The following is a 17090-nucleotide window of genomic DNA, read 5'->3' as shown; positions in this document are numbered from 1 at the left end:
TAGGCGGCGTGTCAATTTGCCGCTCTAAAACTTTTGTCGAATACGCGGTGCGCAAGCCATCTGGTCCGCTCGACCAAATGCTGTCTGGCAGGTGCTGAAGCAGCCCTGATAGGCCAGAATAGACACCCCGGCGAGCCGTCGGGATCGTGGAGAATTGAGTTATGGGGTTTGATCAAATTCGTCAGCGCCGTTTGTCTGACGATATTGTCGAGCAGCTCGAGGGGATGATTCTCGAGGGCACGCTGAAGGCGGGTGAGCGCTTGCCGGCCGAGCGTGCGCTGGCCGAGCAGTTCGGCGTGTCACGCCCTTCGTTGCGCGAAGCGATTCAGAAGCTGGCGGCCAAAGGCTTGCTGGTCAGTCGCCAGGGCGGTGGCAATTATGTGGTGGAGTCGCTGGGGTCAACCTTCAGCGATCCGCTGCTGCATCTGCTGGAAAGCAACCCTGAAGCGCAGCGCGATCTGCTGGAATTTCGTCACACGCTGGAAGCCTCCTGTGCCTATTACGCAGCCATGCGTGCTACGGACGTCGATCGCGAGCGATTGACCGCGGCTTTCAATGAATTGCAGGACTGCTATACGCGTCACGACGAGATAAGTCGGGCGGAAGAGGGCGCGGCGGATGCGAAATTCCACCTGGCTATTGCTGAGGCCAGTCACAACGCGGTGTTGCTGCACACCATTCGCGGGTTGTTCGATCTGCTCAAGCGTAACGTGGTGACCAACATCGGCGGGATGTACAAGCAACGCACGGAAACCCGCGACATGCTGATCACCCAGCACCGGGAGTTGTACCTGGCGATTATTGAAGGAAGGGCTGAGCAGGCGCGGGAAGTCTCCAGCCGACACATTTTGTATGTGCAGGAAGTGCTGGAAGAAGTGCGTCAGGAAGTACAGCGCATGGCCCGGGCGGAGCGGCGCAAGGGGATGTAGTCAATGATCGTTCCTACGCTCTGCGTGGGAATGCATCCCGTGACGCTCCGCGTCACAAAGCGGACGCAGAGCGTACATTGCTGCATTACCACGCGGAGCGTGGGAACGATCAGAGCGAGGAATTATTCTTCCTTGCCCTTGTTGCGCACCGCACGCTGCAACTCGCGACCGGCGTCGCGTTCGCGTTCGGTATCACGCTTGTCGTATTCCTTCTTGCCCTTGCCCAGAGCGATCTCGCACTTGACCATGTGCTTGCTCCAGTACCAGGACAGGCACACGCAGGCGTAACCTTTTTGCTGCACGGCCGTGGCCAGCTTTTCCAGCTCGCGCCGGTTGAGCAGCAATTTGCGGGTGCGGGTCGGATCAGCGATGACGTGGGTGCTGGCGGTCATCAGTGGCGTAATGTGGCTGCCGAGCAGCCAGGCTTCGCCATCCTTGAGCAAGACGTAACTGTCTACCAGTTGCAGCTTGCTTGCCCGCAGACTTTTTACTTCCCAGCCGGCCAGGACCAGACCAGCCTCGAACTTATGCTCGATGAAGTAATCGTGTCGCGCCTTTTTGTTTTGCGCGATGGTCCCTGTTGGGTGTTTCTTCTGTTTAGCCATAGGGGCGGCATTATAGGGAGTTGCAAGCGAGTCGGCTACGGTATCGCTACGTGCTTGAGCAGGTTGATTGAATCCCGGACAATGCGGCCTCTTTTTTGAACGCTTGGGCGTGATAACGATGTCGACAGACAAGGTTTCTGTCCACGGCAGTTGGGCTAGCCGCTGGGTCTTCATACTCGCCGCGACCGGTTCGGCCGTGGGCCTGGGTAGTATCTGGAAATTCCCGTACATGGTCGGTGTCTATGGCGGCGGCGCCTTCGTGCTGATGTTCCTGGCCTGTATCGCGCTGATCGGTGTGCCGGTCATGCTGGCCGAAACCCTGATCGGCCGTCGTGCACGTCAAAGCCCGGCCAACGCCTTGAAGGTATTGGCGCTGGAAGCCGGCCATTCGGGCAAATGGTCCTGGGGCGCATTCGCCGGGATGATCACGGCGTTGCTGATCCTGTCTTTCTATAGTGTGGTAGGCGGCTGGTCGCTGGATTACATCATCGACATGGGGCGTGGCGACTTCCAGGGTGCAACGCCTGATGAGGTCGGCGCTTATTTCGGCAATGTGATCGCTGATCCGTGGCGCCTGACACTTTGGCACACGATTTTCATGCTGCTGTCGGCCGTAGTAATCGCCAAGGGAGTGGTTGCGGGGCTGGAACGCAGCTTGCGAATCATGATGCCGCTGCTGTTTGTGATGGTGATTGTTCTGCTGGGTTACAGCATGACTACCGGGCATTTCATGGAAGGCGTGCATTTCATGTTCGACTTCCACCCGGAAAAAGTACTCGACGGCTTGCTGCCAGCCATGGGGCACGCGTTCTTTTCACTGAGCGTGGGCGTCGGTTCGATCATGATCTACGGCGCGTATATGCCAAAGAACTCGTCGATTTCCGGCACTATCGTCGGCGTGGCACTGCTCGATACTTTCGTTTCCCTGGTGGCCGGTCTGGCGTTGTTTCCGATTGTGTTCGCTGGCGGCCTGAACCCAAGCGAAGGCCCTGGCTTGATGTTCGTCAGCCTGCCCTTTGCGTTTGGTAACGTAGCGTTCGGCCAGTTGATGGGCGTAGTGTTCTTCGTGCTCGTAGCGATTGCAGCCTGGAGCTCCGCAATTTCCCTGCTTGAGCCGATGGTGGCTTACCTGGTTGAGCGCACGAAAGTCAGCCGCGCGTGGGTCACCTTCTGGCTGGCATTTATCTGCTGGTTTGTCGGTCTGGGCACGGTGTTTTCCTTCAATATCTGGAAGGAAGCCAAGTTTTTCGTGAACGAAGGCGGGATGTTCCACCTCTATCAATGGGGCGCGGCCGGTGGCCTGGACTTCTTTGGTGTGATCGATTTCTTCACCTCGCGAATCATGTTGCCACTTGGTGGTTTGTGTTTCGTGGTGTTTGCAGGCTGGGTGATGGGGCGTGAAGCGGTACGCGACGAATTGTCGATCCGCAGCCCCGTATTGTTCGCCCTGTCCCTGTTCTTGATGCGCTATGTGGCGCCCATCGGCATTCTCGTAGTATTTGCCGCCCAGCTGTGGAAGTGACGCTGACATGACGACACACATTCAACGTTCGGCCCTGCTGCCGTATCCGGCGCAAGCGCTGTATGACCTGGTCAACGACGTGGCGCGTTACCCGGAATTTCTGCCGTGGTGCTCATCGGCCGAAGTCCTGGAGAGTTCTCCCGAGCATATGCGCGCTAGCGTCGGCGTGGCCAAGGGTGGTCTCAGCCAGCATTTCGTAACGCGCAACACGCTGGTGCCCGGGCATTCGATCGAGATGAACCTCGAAGAAGGGCCGTTCAATCAATTGCATGGCGTCTGGGTGTTCAAGCCCTTGGGCGAGAAAGCCTGCAAGATCAGCCTGGACCTGTCGTTCGATTACGCCGGGCCGATTGTGCGCGCGACCCTGGGGCCGTTGTTCAATCAGGCGGCCAATACGCTGGTGGATGCTTTCTGCCAGCGCGCCAAGCAGATGCATGGTTGAGTCGATGATTGAGGTTGAAGTGGTGTTTGCCGCCGTAGATCGTCAAGTGCTCATGTCGGTAACTGTGCCGGCAGGAACGACCGTGCGGGCGGCTTTGCTCAAGTCAGGCATCGGCGAGGCGTTTTCCGAGCTGGATCTGGCCAGCTGTCCGGTGGGGATCTTCGGTAAAGTGATTGCTGATCCGGACAAACATCTTGTCCAGGCTGGAGATCGCATCGAGATATACCGTCCATTGCTGGCTGATCCGAAAGAAGTGCGTCGGTTGCGCGCAGCCAAGGCTGCTGAGGCCAAAACCCGGAATCAATGATTCGCTCAAATGCTGGACAATAAAAAACCCGGACATGCCGGGTTTTTTATTGCGTCGCAAATTATTGCGGCGAGGTTTCCAGAGGTTCTGGAGTCGGGACTGGAACGGTTTCTACACCGTCGACATCCTTCTGGATCTGGTCCAGCAACGAACCTGGCTTGACCGGTTTCTCCGGTTTCGGCGTCTCGGCGTTTTCTGCTGGTGCAGCAACTGTAGTGCCGCTGTCCTTGCCGAGAATGGCTTCGTCGCGGCTCACGCCTGGCATGAAATCGCCAGAGAGGCTGACAAGTTGGTCATTTGGGTTGAAGATAACGCTAATGCGTTCCTGTTGGCGTTCACCGCCACCCGGTTGCAGGCTGTACAGATAATCCCAGCGATCGGCATGGAACGTGTCGGTCAGCAGAGGGTTGCCCATGATAAACCGTACTTGCTTGCGGGTCATTCCCGGGCGTAACTGGTCTATCATGTCCTGCGTGACGACATTGCCCTGCTGGATGTCGATTTTGTAAACCCCGGGGAATGAACAACCGGCGAGTGCGAGCAGTCCCACAAAGGTGAAACTGGTTAGCAAGAGCTTGGTGTTTTGCATCGGTGGGCGACTTCCACTATCTTGGCTGGGACAACGTAAACGCCGATCATACCCGCATTAAGAGAAGCTGCGAAGCAGCATCGCGAGAAAGCTGACCATGGTTGAAAATAGCGAACTACGCAAAGCCGGCCTCAAAGTGACCCTTCCACGGGTCAAAATTCTGCAAATGCTCGATTCCGCCGAGCAACGCCACATGAGTGCCGAGGACGTCTACAAGGCGCTGATGGAGGCTGGTGAGGACGTCGGTCTGGCCACGGTTTACCGTGTCCTGACCCAGTTCGAGGCAGCTGGCCTTGTGGTGCGGCACAACTTCGACGGGGGCCATGCGGTCTTCGAGCTGGACGACGGCAAGCATCACGACCATATGGTCAACGTCGAGACCAGTGAAGTGATCGAGTTCTTCGACGAAGAAATCGAGCGACTGCAGAAAGCAATCGTCGACAAGTATGGCTTCGAGATGGTGGATCACAATCTCGTGCTGTACGTACGCAAGAAAAAGTAAGCATGTCGCGCGAATTTAAGGTTCGCGAAACGAGCGAAGGCGACCCCAGGGTCGCCTTCGTGCTTTCTATCGATCTTAAATTTTTGCGGTGACGACCATTTTCCTGGCGTGAGCCAGAGATTCCTTTGTAAGGTCGATGCCTCCCAGCATCCGCGCCACTTCTTCGACACGATCGTTCTTGCTCAACTTGGCGACGGCTGTGTGAGTGGCATCTTCGCCGCGCACTTTGTGTACGAATAGATGTTGATGTCCCTGTGCTGCTACTTGCGGCAAGTGAGTGACCGTCAATACCTGCCCGCGCTCCCCCAGTCGACGCAACAACTGGCCCACGATTTCGGCGGTTGGACCACCGATGCCCACGTCCACTTCGTCGAACACCAAAGTCGGTACGCGGGAGGTCTGCGCGGTGATCACTTGAATTGCCAGGCTGATCCGTGACAATTCGCCGCCGGATGCCACTTTTGCCAGCGCTTTCAACGGTTGGCCCGGGTTGGCACTCACCAGCAGCTCTACCTGCTCAAGGCCATTGGGTAGCAGTTCATCGCTACTGTTGGGGCGCAGCTCGATAGTGAAACGCCCACCAGGCATGCCCAGTCGCTGGATTTCATGCTCCACGGCGCTGGCAAGGCTGTTCGAGGCCTGATGGCGCAAATCGCTGAGCTCGCGGGCCTTTTCCTGATAATGACGGGCATAGGAGGCCAGTTCATCGCTCAATCGCTCGATGGATTCGTCATTGGCGTTCAGGGTTTCGATTTCATCCAGCAAGCGCTGCTGCATCTCGGCCACTTCGGTCGGCTGGATGCGGTGTTTGCGTGCCATGGTATAGATCGCATCAAGGCGTTCTTCGAGGTACTGAAGACGCGCTGGATCGGCGCCGAAGTTATCAAGGAAGCGGTTCAGTTCTCCCACGGCTTCTTCGACCTGGATCTGTGCGCTGGTCAGCAGGCTGCTGGCTTCGCCCAGGGCGCCAATCGAATTGTTGACGCTCGAAAGGCGATTGAGGCTGGCGGTAAGGGCGTTCAGCACATTCCCGGAATCACTTTCGCTGCATTGTTCGACCACTTGCCGGCAAATGCCCAGCAGGGTTTCGGCGTTGGTCAGGTTCTTGTGTTCCTGTTCCAGCTGCTCCAGCTCATTTTCGCCGAGGCCAAGGTTTTCCAGTTCTTCGAGTTGATAGCTGAGCAATTGATGGCGGGCGCGCTGCTCATCGCCGGAATTGGAAAGACGTTCCAGTTCCTGGCGGGTCTGGCGCCAGCGTTGGGCGGCCAGGTGTACCTGACGGGCAAGGTCCGTCGCACCCGCGTATTCATCGAGCAGGCGACGGTGCGTGTCGGTCTTTAGCAGGGATTGATGTTCATGCTGGCTGTGGATATCGATCAGCAGTTCACCCAGGGCCTTGAGGTCGCCGAGGGGGCAAGGCGTGCCGTTGATATAGCCGCGTGAGCGCCCTTCGGCGGTGATCACCCGGCGCAGGATGCACGGACCGTCGCTCTCCAGGTCGCGCTCGGCCAGCCAGGCGCTAGCTTCCGGGATATCGACCAGATCGAAGGTTGCCAGGATATCGGCCTTGTCGGCGCCGGGACGGACCACGCCGCTGTCGGCGCGATCGCCCAGGGTCAGGCCGAGGGCGTCGAGCATGATCGACTTGCCGGCGCCGGTTTCCCCAGTGATCACGCTCATCCCGCGATCGAGTTCGAGATCGAGATGTTCAACGATGGCGTAGTTATGTACGGACAGGTGCACCAGCATAAAGGCCGCTCCCAGGCTTTAGGTCTGGTTATTTATACAGTGTTTTGTTTCTGGCTGACAATGCCCTCCCTTAGCTCGATTTGCTTGATCCGACGAAATCCTTAGTGCGCCGGGGAATGACAATGCAGCTGTTTTTTGTAGGGTTAATAAATAGGCGCCCCTTGAAGCTGGATTTTGCGGCCCCATATAGCTGGGCAGAAGCGCGAGTTGAGCTCGCGGACGATATTGAAAGGAGAAATCTATGGCTGACGAACAGACAGTGGATACGCAAAATCTAGACGCCGATCAGGCTGCCCAGGATTCGGGTGAGGAACTGGTGGCTCGTATTCAAGTGCTCGAAGAGCAATTGGCTGGTGCTCATGATCAGGCTTTGCGTGTAGCAGCTGATCTGCAGAACGTCCGCCGTCGCGCCGAGCAGGATGTGGAAAAGGCTCACAAGTTCGCACTGGAGAAATTCGCTGGTGACTTGTTGCCGATCATCGACAGCCTGGAGCGTGGTCTGGAGTTGTCCAGCCCGGACGACGAAAGCATTCGTCCCATGCGCGAAGGCATCGAGCTGACCCTGAAAATGTTCCAGGACACCCTGAAGCGTTATCAGCTGGAAGCGATCGATCCGCATGGCGAACCGTTCAACGCCGTTCAGCATCAGGCAATGGCCATGCAGGAAAGCGCCGACGTCGAGCCGAACAGCGTGCTCAAGGTGTTCCAGAAGGGCTATCAGCTCAACGGTCGCCTGTTGCGCCCGGCCATGGTCGTGGTCAGCAAGGCGCCGGCACCAGTTTCGCCTTCGATTGACGAGCAGGCTTGAAATTAGCCGCAAGGCCCCCATTTAGAAGTCAAGCGTTTAAGTGCTACCGCAGTTAGCCACCACTGCTGCGGCAACCAAATCCAAAGTTTCGGGAGAGTGAACATGGGCAAAATTATCGGTATCGACCTGGGGACTACCAACTCCTGCGTCTCCGTGCTTGAAAACGGCGTAGCCAAAGTTATTGAAAACGCTGAAGGCACGCGTACCACGCCGTCGATCATTGCTTACGCCAACGATGGTGAAATCCTCGTTGGTCAATCGGCCAAGCGTCAGGCTGTGACCAATCCGCACAACACCCTGTATGCGGTGAAGCGTCTGATCGGTCGTAAGTTCGACGAAGAAGTCGTACAGAAAGACATCAAGATGGTCCCGTACAAAATCGCCAAGGCTGATAACGGCGATGCGTGGGTTGAAGTGAACGGCCAGAAAATGTCGCCGCCACAAATCTCGGCTGAAATTCTGAAGAAAATGAAGAAGACCGCCGAAGACTACCTCGGCGAGCCAGTGACCGAAGCGGTAATCACCGTTCCGGCCTACTTCAACGACAGCCAGCGTCAAGCCACCAAAGACGCCGGTCGCATCGCGGGCCTGGACGTAAAACGTATCATCAACGAACCAACCGCAGCCGCTCTGGCTTACGGTATGGACAAGGCGAAGGGCGATCACACCGTGATCGTTTACGACTTGGGCGGCGGTACTTTCGACGTTTCCGTGATCGAAATCGCTGAAGTCGATGGCGAGCACCAGTTCGAAGTTCTGGCCACCAACGGTGACACGTTCCTGGGCGGTGAAGACTTTGACATTCGTCTGATCGACTACCTCGTTGACGAATTCAAGAAAGAAAGCGGCATGAACCTTAAAGGTGACCCGCTGGCCATGCAGCGCCTGAAAGAAGCCGCTGAAAAAGCCAAGATCGAACTGTCTTCGAGCAATTCGACCGACGTGAACCTGCCGTACATCACTGCAGACGCCACCGGTCCTAAGCACTTGAACGTGAAAATCTCCCGCGCCAAGCTTGAAGCGCTGGTAGAAGACCTGGTTCAACGCACCATCGAACCTTGCCGCATCGCTCTGAAAGACTCCGGCATCGACATCGGCGCCATCAACGACGTGATCCTGGTCGGCGGTCAAACCCGTATGCCACTGGTTCAGAAGCTGGTGACCGAGTTCTTCGGTAAAGAAGCGCGTAAAGATGTGAACCCGGACGAAGCCGTTGCCATGGGTGCTGCTATCCAGGGCGCAGTATTGGCCGGTGACGTGAAAGACGTTCTGCTGCTGGACGTCAGCCCGCTGACCCTGGGTATCGAAACCATGGGCGGCGTGATGACCGCGCTGATCGAGAAAAACACCACGATTCCTACCAAGAAATCGCAAGTGTTCTCGACTGCCGACGACAACCAGGGCGCTGTGACCATTCACGTGCTGCAAGGTGAGCGTAAGCAAGCCGCTCAGAACAAGTCCTTGGGCAAGTTCGACCTGGCCGAGATTCCGCCAGCACCACGTGGCGTGCCACAAATTGAAGTGACCTTCGACATCGACGCCAACGGCATTCTGCACGTAGGCGCCAAAGACAAGGCTACCGGCAAGACTCAGTCGATCGTGATCAAGGCCAACTCCGGTCTGTCCGAGGAAGAGATTCAGCAGATGATTCGCGATGCTGAAGCCAACGTCGACGCAGATCGCCAGTTCGAAGAGCTGGCAACCGCTCGCAACCAGGGCGATGCGCTGGTTCACTCGACGCGCAAAATGGTTGCAGACGCTGGCGATAAAGTGACTGCTGAAGAGAAGACTGCAATCGAAGCTGCTGTTGTTGCGCTGGAAGCCGCTGTCAAAGGCGACGACAAGGCCGCGATCGAAGCCAAGGTTGAAGAGTTGTCGAAAGTCTCCGCTCCGGTGGCGCAGAAGATGTACGCCGAGCAGGCTCAACCTGCTGAAGGCGCTGCACCGCAAGGCGAATCGGCCGAGAAGGCTGACGACGTCGTCGACGCTGAGTTCGAAGAAGTCAAAGACCACAAGTAAGTTGTTGGTCGGCCGGTTGACTGCCTTTAGGCGGTGACTGGTAGGATGTCGCCGCGCGGGGGCTTGCTCCCGCGTTGGCGTGTCTGGAGTTAGCGAATTTTTACAGCATGCGACAAAGGCGGAGTGAGTGGCTTGTTCGTTAGAGCAAGTTCGGATGCCTGGGCGCCATATCCAAGGCGCTGCGACGACCCATAGCTCGCTATGGGGAGGAGCGGCAACGCAGGTTATGGTGTTCAGGCGCCGGAATTGCCTAACGAACAAGCCATTCAGTCCGCCCCAGTGTTGGCGGTATGGCCGGAAATGCTCCTGCTTTTCGAGCCGAAAGTACCGCAATGAATCAAAGACCAGGATCGTTGAATTGACGTGAGTTGGGTCCGGGCCTGTATTGGGGCTCAACGAGTTTGGCAAGGCTCAGGAGGGGTTTGCCGAACGTCCTTAAGAGTGCAAAGACTTATGGCAAAGCGTGACTATTACGAAGTGTTGGGTGTTGAGCGTGGCTCTAGCGAAGCAGACCTGAAAAAGGCCTACCGTCGCCTGGCGATGAAGCACCACCCGGACCGTAATCCTGATGACAAAGCGTCGGAAGATATGTTCAAGGAGGCCAACGAGGCCTACGAAGTCCTGTCCGATTCCAGCAAGCGCGCGGCGTACGACCAGTACGGTCATGCCGGTGTCGACCCAAGCATGGGTGGCGGCGGTGCCGGGTTTGGCGGTCAGAACTTCTCCGACATCTTTGGTGATGTCTTTAGCGACTTCTTTGGTGGCGGTCGCGGCGGTTCTCGTGGCGGCGCTCAGCGCGGTAGCGACCTGCGTTACACGCTGGAACTGAATCTGGAAGAAGCGGTGCGCGGTACAACCGTGAATATCCGTGTTCCGACATTGGTCAACTGCAAGCCGTGCGACGGTTCGGGTGCCAAGAAAGGCTCCTCGCCGATCACTTGCCCGACCTGTGGCGGTATCGGTCAAGTCCGTATGCAGCAGGGCTTTTTCTCGGTGCAGCAGACATGCCCGCGCTGCCATGGCCAGGGCAAGATCATTTCCGATCCGTGCGACTCGTGCGACGGTCAAGGTCGTGTCGAAGAGTACAAAACCCTCTCGGTGAAAGTGCCGGCCGGCGTCGATACCGGTGACCGCATTCGTCTGTCCGGCGAAGGCGAGGCGGGGGCCCAGGGTGGTCCGACTGGCGACCTGTACGTGGTGATCAACGTGCGTGAGCACGCGATCTTCCAGCGCGACGGCAAGCACCTGTTCTGCGAAGTGCCTATCAGCTTTGTCGATGCTGCGCTGGGTGGTGAGCTGGAGATTCCGACCCTTGATGGTCGGGTCAAACTGAAAATCCCTGAAGGGACGCAGACCGGCAAGCAGTTCCGTGTTCGCGGCAAGGGCGTTGCGCCAGTGCGCGGCGGCGGTGCTGGTGACTTGATGTGTCGTGTGGCGGTCGAAACCCCGGTCAACCTGGGTCGTCGTCAGCGCGAGTTGCTGGAAGAGTTCCGCAGTTCGCTGGCGGAAAACAACAGCCATTCGCCTAAAACCACGGGTTGGTTCGAAGGTGTGAAGCGCTTCTTCGGCGATTTGTAAGGAGTCGGCATGCGACGTATAGCTGTGATGGGCGCTGCCGGGCGCATGGGCAAGATTCTGGTCGAGGCGGTGCAGCAACGCGCGCCGCTGACCGGGCTGACGGCAGCCATCGTTCGTCCCGGCAGCACGCTGATTGGCGTGGACGCCGGTGAACTGGCCTCGCTGGGGCGTATCGGTGTTCCGTTGTCCGGCAATCTGGACGCGGTGGCTGATGAGTTCGACGTGCTGATCGACTTCACCCTTCCGGAAGTCATGCTGAAAAACCTCGCGTTCTGCCGTAAGGCGGGCAAGGCCATGGTGATCGGCACGACAGGGCTGGACGTCGCGCAGAAGCAGCTGCTGGCCGAGGCCGGCAAGGATATCCCGATCGTGTTCGCAGCCAATTTCAGTGTCGGTGTAAACCTGTCACTGAAGCTGCTCGACATGGCTGCTCGTGTGCTGGGTGATGAGGCGGATATCGAAATTATTGAGGCTCATCATCGGCACAAGATCGATGCGCCTTCAGGTACGGCTCTGCGCATGGGTGAAGTCATCGCAAGCGCCCTGGATCGTGATCTGCAGAAGGTTGCGGTATATGGTCGTGAAGGTCATACCGGTGTTCGCGAGCGTGAAACGATCGGCTTTGCCACTGTTCGCGGTGGTGATGTGGTCGGCGACCATACGGTGCTGTTCGCCTGTGAGGGTGAAAGGCTGGAGATCACGCATAAAGCGTCCAGTCGCATGACCTTCGCCAAGGGTGCGGTACGTGCCGCGTTGTGGTTGGACGGTCGTGAGCCAGGTCTTTATGACATGCAAGACGTCCTCGATCTGCGTTAAGATGCGCCCCGAATCGGGTTCAAAGAGAGTGTTTGAGCCCGGTTTTACTCCGCCAAGCGACGTCCTGTCGCATTCCTCGGCCTTTAAGGCTCATTGGCGGTAGACCAAAAAAGCCTTTTTCTGTAAGCTACAGCTTTAGTGTGTCCACTAAAAGCGCGCAGAATAATTCGGTGAAGAAGCGGGGTGACGTGTCCATACGTCACTCCGCTTTTTTACAACCTGCGATCGCCCTTTCAGGCTTTATTTACGGGAGGTCTTCTTGACTAAGCCAGCCATACTCGCCCTTGCTGATGGCAGCATTTTTCGCGGCGAAGCCATTGGAGCCGACGGTCAAACCGTTGGTGAGGTGGTGTTCAACACCGCCATGACCGGCTATCAGGAAATCCTTACCGATCCTTCCTACGCCCAACAGATCGTTACCCTGACTTACCCGCACATCGGCAACACCGGCACCACGCCGGAAGACGCCGAGTCCGACCGCGTCTGGTCCGCGGGCCTGGTTATCCGTGACCTGCCACTGGTTGCGAGTAACTGGCGTAACACGATGTCTCTGTCCGACTACCTGAAAGCCAACAACGTTGTGGCAATCGCCGGTATCGACACTCGCCGCCTGACGCGCATCCTGCGTGAAAAAGGCGCGCAGAACGGCTGCATCATGGCCGGTGACAACATTTCCGAAGAAGCCGCCATCGCCGCCGCTCAGGGTTTCCCTGGCCTCAAAGGCATGGACCTGGCGAAAGTCGTCAGCACCAAAGAGAAGTACGAGTGGCGCTCGACTGTCTGGGATTTGAAAACCGACAGCCACGCGACTATCGAAGCCTCCGAGCTGCCGTACCACGTGGTTGCCTACGACTACGGCGTCAAGCTGAACATCCTGCGCATGCTGGTCGAGCGCGGTTGCCGCGTGACCGTAGTGCCTGCACAGACGCCGGCTGCTGAAGCGCTGGCCTTGAAGCCGGACGGCGTGTTCCTGTCCAACGGCCCTGGTGACCCGGAGCCTTGCGACTACGCGATCCAGGCGATCAAGGATGTGCTGGAAACCGAAATTCCGGTCTTCGGTATCTGCCTTGGTCACCAACTGCTGGCCCTGGCCTCCGGTGCCAAGACCCTGAAAATGGGTCACGGCCACCACGGTGCCAACCACCCGGTCCAGGACCTGGATACCGGTGTGGTGATGATCACCAGCCAGAACCACGGTTTTGCGGTAGATGAAACGACCTTGCCAGCCAACGTTCGCGCGATCCACAAATCGCTGTTCGACGGCACCCTGCAAGGTATCGAACTTACCGACAAGAGCGCCTTCAGCTTCCAGGGTCACCCTGAAGCCAGCCCTGGCCCGAACGACGTAGCACCCCTGTTCGATCGCTTCATCAATGAAATGGCCAAGCGACGCTAATCGCTTGCCGTGATGTAGCAAAGCTTGAGGGCGGTCCCGACACCGGCGGCCCCCTCAAGACTTCAAAGATTGAACAAGACGGCTTGCCGACTGACCTGCGGATTTGAGTGACAAACCCATGCCAAAACGTACAGACATTAAAAGCATCCTGATTCTCGGCGCTGGCCCGATCGTGATCGGCCAGGCCTGCGAATTCGACTACTCCGGCGCCCAGGCCTGTAAAGCCCTGCGCGAGGAGGGTTACCGCGTCATCCTGGTGAACTCCAACCCAGCGACCATCATGACCGACCCGGACATGGCCGACGCGACCTACATCGAGCCGATCAAGTGGCAGACCGTTGCCAAGATCATCGAGAAAGAGCGTCCAGACGCGCTGCTGCCAACCATGGGTGGCCAGACCGCTCTGAACTGCGCACTGGACCTGGAGCGCGAAGGCGTTCTGGAGAAGTTCGGCGTAGAGATGATCGGCGCAAACGCTGACACCATCGACAAGGCAGAAGATCGTTCGCGCTTCGACAAGGCGATGAAATCCATCGGCCTGGACTGCCCGCGTTCGGGTATCGCCCACAGCATGGAAGAGGCCAACGCGGTCCTCGAGAAGCTTGGCTTCCCGTGCATCATCCGTCCGTCCTTCACCATGGGCGGCACCGGTGGCGGTATCGCTTACAACCGTGAAGAGTTCGAAGAAATCTGCGCCCGTGGTCTGGATCTGTCGCCGACCAAAGAGCTGCTGATCGACGAATCCCTGATCGGCTGGAAAGAATACGAAATGGAGGTTGTCCGCGATAAGAAGGACAACTGCATCATCGTTTGCTCGATCGAAAACTTTGACCCGATGGGCGTCCACACCGGTGACTCGATCACCGTTGCTCCGGCACAGACCCTGACGGACAAGGAATACCAGATCATGCGTAACGCCTCGTTGGCGGTACTGCGTGAGATCGGCGTGGAAACCGGCGGCTCCAACGTCCAGTTCGGCATCTGCCCGGAAACTGGTCGTATGGTCGTGATCGAGATGAACCCGCGTGTATCCCGTTCCTCGGCACTGGCCTCGAAAGCCACAGGTTTCCCGATTGCGCGTATCGCCGCCAAGCTGGCGATCGGCTACACCCTGGACGAGCTGCAGAACGAAATCACCGGCGGCGCTACTCCTGCGTCCTTCGAGCCGTCCATCGACTACGTCGTGACCAAGCTGCCACGCTTCGCCTTTGAGAAATTCCCGAAAGCCGACGCACGCCTGACCACTCAAATGAAGTCGGTCGGTGAAGTCATGGCCATCGGCCGGACCTTCCAGGAATCCCTGCAGAAAGCCCTGCGCGGCCTGGAAGTGGGCGTTTGCGGCCTGGACGAGAAGCTCGACCTGAGCAATCCGGAAAGCATGAGCATCCTCAAGCGCGAACTGACCGTGCCGGGTGCCGAGCGTATCTGGTACGTGGCTGATGCCTTCCGCGCCGGCCTGTCGGTCGAAGACATCTTCGGCATGAACATGATCGACCCGTGGTTCCTGGTGCAGATCGAAGATCTGATCAAGGAAGAAGAGAAGGTCAAGACCCTGGGTCTGGCCAGCATCGACCGCGACTTGATGTTCCGCCTCAAGCGCAAAGGCTTCTCCGACATGCGTCTGGCCAAGCTGCTGGGTGTGACCGAGAAGGCTCTGCGTCGCCACCGTCACAAGCTGGAGATCTTCCCGGTCTACAAGCGCGTTGATACCTGCGCGGCCGAGTTCGCCACCGACACCGCCTACATGTACTCGACTTACGAGGAAGAGTGCGAAGCTGCACCGACGGGCCGCGACAAGATCATGATCCTGGGCGGCGGTCCTAATCGCATCGGCCAAGGCATCGAGTTCGACTACTGCTGCGTGCACGCGGCACTGGCCCTGCGCGCCGACGGTTACGAGACCATCATGGTCAACTGCAACCCGGAAACCGTATCCACCGACTACGACACCTCCGATCGCCTGTACTTCGAGCCAGTGACCCTGGAAGACGTGCTGGAAATCTGCCGCGTCGAGAAGCCAAAAGGCGTGATCGTCCAGTACGGCGGCCAAACCCCGTTGAAACTGGCTCGCGCCCTGGAAGAAGCTGGCGTACCGATCATCGGCACCAGCCCTGATGCTATCGACCGTGCCGAAGACCGTGAGCGCTTCCAGCAAATGGTTGAGCGCCTGAACCTGCGTCAGCCGCCAAACGCCACCGTGCGCAGCGAAGACGAAGCAATTCGTGCCGCCGCCAAGATCGGTTACCCGCTGGTGGTTCGCCCGTCCTACGTACTGGGCGGCCGTGCGATGGAAATCGTCTACGAAGAAGAAGAGCTCAAGCGCTACCTGCGCGATGCGGTGAAAGTGTCCAACGACAGCCCGGTGCTGCTCGACCACTTCCTCAATTGCGCCATCGAAATGGACGTGGATGCAGTCTGCGACGGCACCGACGTGGTGATCGGCGCGATCATGCAGCACATCGAGCAGGCTGGCGTTCACTCCGGTGACTCCGCATGCTCCCTGCCGCCGTACTCGCTGCCTGCACACATCCAGGACGAGATGCGCGAACAGGTCAAGAAAATGGCCCTGGAACTGGGTGTTGTCGGCCTGATGAACGTTCAGTTGGCGCTGCAAGGCGAAGACATCTACGTCATCGAAGTCAACCCGCGCGCCTCCCGTACCGTACCGTTCGTGTCCAAGTGCATCGGTGTTTCCCTGGCAATGATCGCGGCTCGCGTGATGGCCGGTAAAACCCTGAAGGAAATCGGCTTCACCAAAGAAATCATTCCGAACTTCTACAGCGTGAAAGAGGCGGTGTTCCCATTCGCCAAATTCCCTGGCGTGGACCCGATCCTGGGCCCAGAGATGAAGTCCACCGGTGAAGTGATGGGCGTGGGCGACACCTTCGGCGAAGCGTTCGCCAAGGCCCAGATGGGTGCCAGCGAAGTGCTGCCGACCGGCGGAACTGCGTTCATCAGCGTGCGTGATGACGACAAGCCACTGGTTGCAGGCGTGGCGCGTGATCTGATCAACTTGGGTTTCGAAGTGGTCGCCACTGCCGGTACTGCCAAGCTGATCGAAGCCGCAGGCCTGAAAGTGCGTCGTGTGAACAAGGTGACCGAGGGGCGTCCGCACGTGGTCGACATGATCAAGAACGACGAAGTCACTCTGATCATCAACACCACCGAAGGCCGGCAGTCGATCGCTGACTCCTATTCCATTCGTCGTAATGCCTTGCAGCACAAGATTTACTGCACCACAACTATTGCTGCTGGCGAGGCTATTTGCGAAGCGCTGAAGTTCGGTCCCGAGAAGACCGTGCGCCGCTTGCAGGATCTACACGCAGGATTGAAGGCATGATCAAGTATCCAATGACCGTCAAGGGCGCGAAGGCCCTGGAAGAAGAACACGCTCACCTGACCAAGGTCGTCCGTCCGAAGCTCAGCCAGGACATCGGTACGGCCCGCGAGTTGGGTGACTTGAAAGAAAACGCCGAATACCACGCTGCTCGCGAGCAGCAAGGTATGGTTGAGGCGCGGATTCGTGACATTGAAGGCCGGATTCAGAATCAGGTCATCATTGATGTCACGACCATTCCTCACACCGGGAAAGTGATTTTCGGCACCACCGTTGAAATCGCCAATGTCGAGACTGACGAGCGCGTCACTTACCACATCGTGGGTGAGGATGAGGCTGACTTCAAACTCGGCAAGATTTCGGTCGGCTCGCCACTGGCTCGCGCCTTGATTGCCAAGGAAGAGGGTGATGTGGTTGCCGTGAAAACGCCTGGCGGCGTTATCGAGTACGAGATTGTCGAAGTTCGCCACATCTAAACGCAGGCGCCCGCT

The 17090-nt window shown here is 58.0% G+C and carries 15 protein-coding genes; 12 read left to right on the top strand and 3 right to left on the bottom strand.

Features of this window, described 5'->3' with window-relative positions; translation table 11 throughout:
- Nucleotides 1–161 precede the first annotated feature (161 nt).
- Nucleotides 162–929, top strand: coding sequence for a GntR family transcriptional regulator (locus tag PFAS1_RS07435; protein WP_076028705.1), 768 nt, complete (start codon nt 162–164; stop codon nt 927–929).
- Between the two features lie 122 nt (nt 930–1051).
- On the opposite strand, the gene smpB is transcribed toward PFAS1_RS07435, so the two are convergent.
- Nucleotides 1052–1534, bottom strand: a complete 483-nt coding sequence (gene smpB, locus PFAS1_RS07430; RefSeq protein ID WP_076028704.1) for an SsrA-binding protein SmpB — start codon at nt 1532–1534, stop codon at nt 1052–1054.
- 118 nt (nt 1535–1652) lie between these two features.
- Here smpB and PFAS1_RS07425 point away from each other — a divergent pair, with 118 nt between their 5' ends.
- The 3 genes from PFAS1_RS07425 to PFAS1_RS07415 are packed head-to-tail and all read left to right on the top strand — an operon-like array spanning nt 1653 to nt 3805.
- Nucleotides 1653–3056, top strand: a complete 1404-nt coding sequence (locus tag PFAS1_RS07425; protein ID WP_076028703.1) for a sodium-dependent transporter — start codon at nt 1653–1655, stop codon at nt 3054–3056.
- Nucleotides 3057–3063: 7 nt separating this feature from the next.
- Nucleotides 3064–3498: a type II toxin-antitoxin system RatA family toxin gene (locus PFAS1_RS07420; RefSeq protein ID WP_033058141.1), complete on the top strand. Its 435-nt coding sequence runs from the start codon at nt 3064–3066 to the stop codon at nt 3496–3498.
- Nucleotides 3491–3805 carry an RnfH family protein gene (locus PFAS1_RS07415; protein WP_076028702.1) on the top strand — a complete coding sequence of 105 codons (315 nt, stop codon included), beginning with the start codon at nt 3491–3493 and terminating at the stop codon, nt 3803–3805. Before PFAS1_RS07420 ends, PFAS1_RS07415 begins: the two co-directional genes overlap by 8 nt.
- Nucleotides 3806–3866: 61 nt before the next feature.
- Here PFAS1_RS07415 and PFAS1_RS07410 read toward each other — a convergent pair whose 3' ends face one another.
- Nucleotides 3867–4394, bottom strand: coding sequence for an outer membrane protein assembly factor BamE (locus PFAS1_RS07410; protein WP_076028701.1), 528 nt, complete (start codon nt 4392–4394; stop codon nt 3867–3869).
- 97 nt (nt 4395–4491) lie between these two features.
- Here PFAS1_RS07410 and fur point away from each other — a divergent pair, with 97 nt between their 5' ends.
- Nucleotides 4492–4896, top strand: coding sequence for a ferric iron uptake transcriptional regulator (fur, locus tag PFAS1_RS07405; protein ID WP_003197684.1), 405 nt, complete (start codon nt 4492–4494; stop codon nt 4894–4896).
- A 75-nt stretch (nt 4897–4971) separates the two neighbouring features.
- Here the strand turns inward: fur and recN are convergent, their stop codons facing one another.
- Nucleotides 4972–6645: a DNA repair protein RecN gene (recN, locus tag PFAS1_RS07400; protein WP_076028700.1), complete on the bottom strand. Its 1674-nt coding sequence runs from the start codon at nt 6643–6645 to the stop codon at nt 4972–4974.
- 241 nt (nt 6646–6886) lie between these two features.
- On the opposite strand from recN, the gene grpE reads away from it, so the two are divergent.
- The 7 genes from grpE (at nt 6887) to greA (ending at nt 17075) form a co-directional block, all read left to right on the top strand.
- Entirely contained in the window at nt 6887–7453 is a 567-nt protein-coding gene (grpE, locus tag PFAS1_RS07395) for a nucleotide exchange factor GrpE (protein ID WP_076028699.1), read from the top strand.
- A gap of 102 nt (nt 7454–7555) precedes the next feature.
- Nucleotides 7556–9472: a molecular chaperone DnaK gene (dnaK, locus tag PFAS1_RS07390; RefSeq protein WP_008149038.1), complete on the top strand. Its 1917-nt coding sequence runs from the start codon at nt 7556–7558 to the stop codon at nt 9470–9472.
- Between the two features lie 453 nt (nt 9473–9925).
- Entirely contained in the window at nt 9926–11050 is a 1125-nt protein-coding gene (gene dnaJ / locus PFAS1_RS07385) for a molecular chaperone DnaJ (protein WP_074873658.1), read from the top strand.
- A 9-nt stretch (nt 11051–11059) separates the two neighbouring features.
- Nucleotides 11060–11866: a 4-hydroxy-tetrahydrodipicolinate reductase gene (dapB, locus tag PFAS1_RS07380; protein ID WP_076028698.1), complete on the top strand. Its 807-nt coding sequence runs from the start codon at nt 11060–11062 to the stop codon at nt 11864–11866.
- A gap of 259 nt (nt 11867–12125) precedes the next feature.
- Nucleotides 12126–13262, top strand: coding sequence for a glutamine-hydrolyzing carbamoyl-phosphate synthase small subunit (gene carA, locus PFAS1_RS07375; RefSeq protein WP_074873662.1), 1137 nt, complete (start codon nt 12126–12128; stop codon nt 13260–13262).
- 118 nt (nt 13263–13380) lie between these two features.
- Nucleotides 13381–16602 (top strand): carbamoyl-phosphate synthase large subunit, encoded by a 3222-nt coding sequence (gene carB / locus PFAS1_RS07370; RefSeq protein ID WP_076028697.1) that lies wholly within the window; start codon nt 13381–13383, stop codon nt 16600–16602.
- Nucleotides 16599–17075 carry a transcription elongation factor GreA gene (greA, locus tag PFAS1_RS07365; protein WP_019651075.1) on the top strand — a complete coding sequence of 159 codons (477 nt, stop codon included), beginning with the start codon at nt 16599–16601 and terminating at the stop codon, nt 17073–17075. The genes carB and greA overlap by 4 nt, the downstream gene beginning before the upstream one ends.
- Nucleotides 17076–17090: the final 15 nt, after the last annotated feature.

This window comes from Pseudomonas frederiksbergensis (assembly GCF_001952935.1).
In the GTDB taxonomy this organism is placed as follows: Bacteria; Pseudomonadota; Gammaproteobacteria; order Pseudomonadales; family Pseudomonadaceae; genus Aquipseudomonas; species Aquipseudomonas frederiksbergensis.
This window is presented reverse-complemented; position numbering and strand designations above follow the sequence as displayed.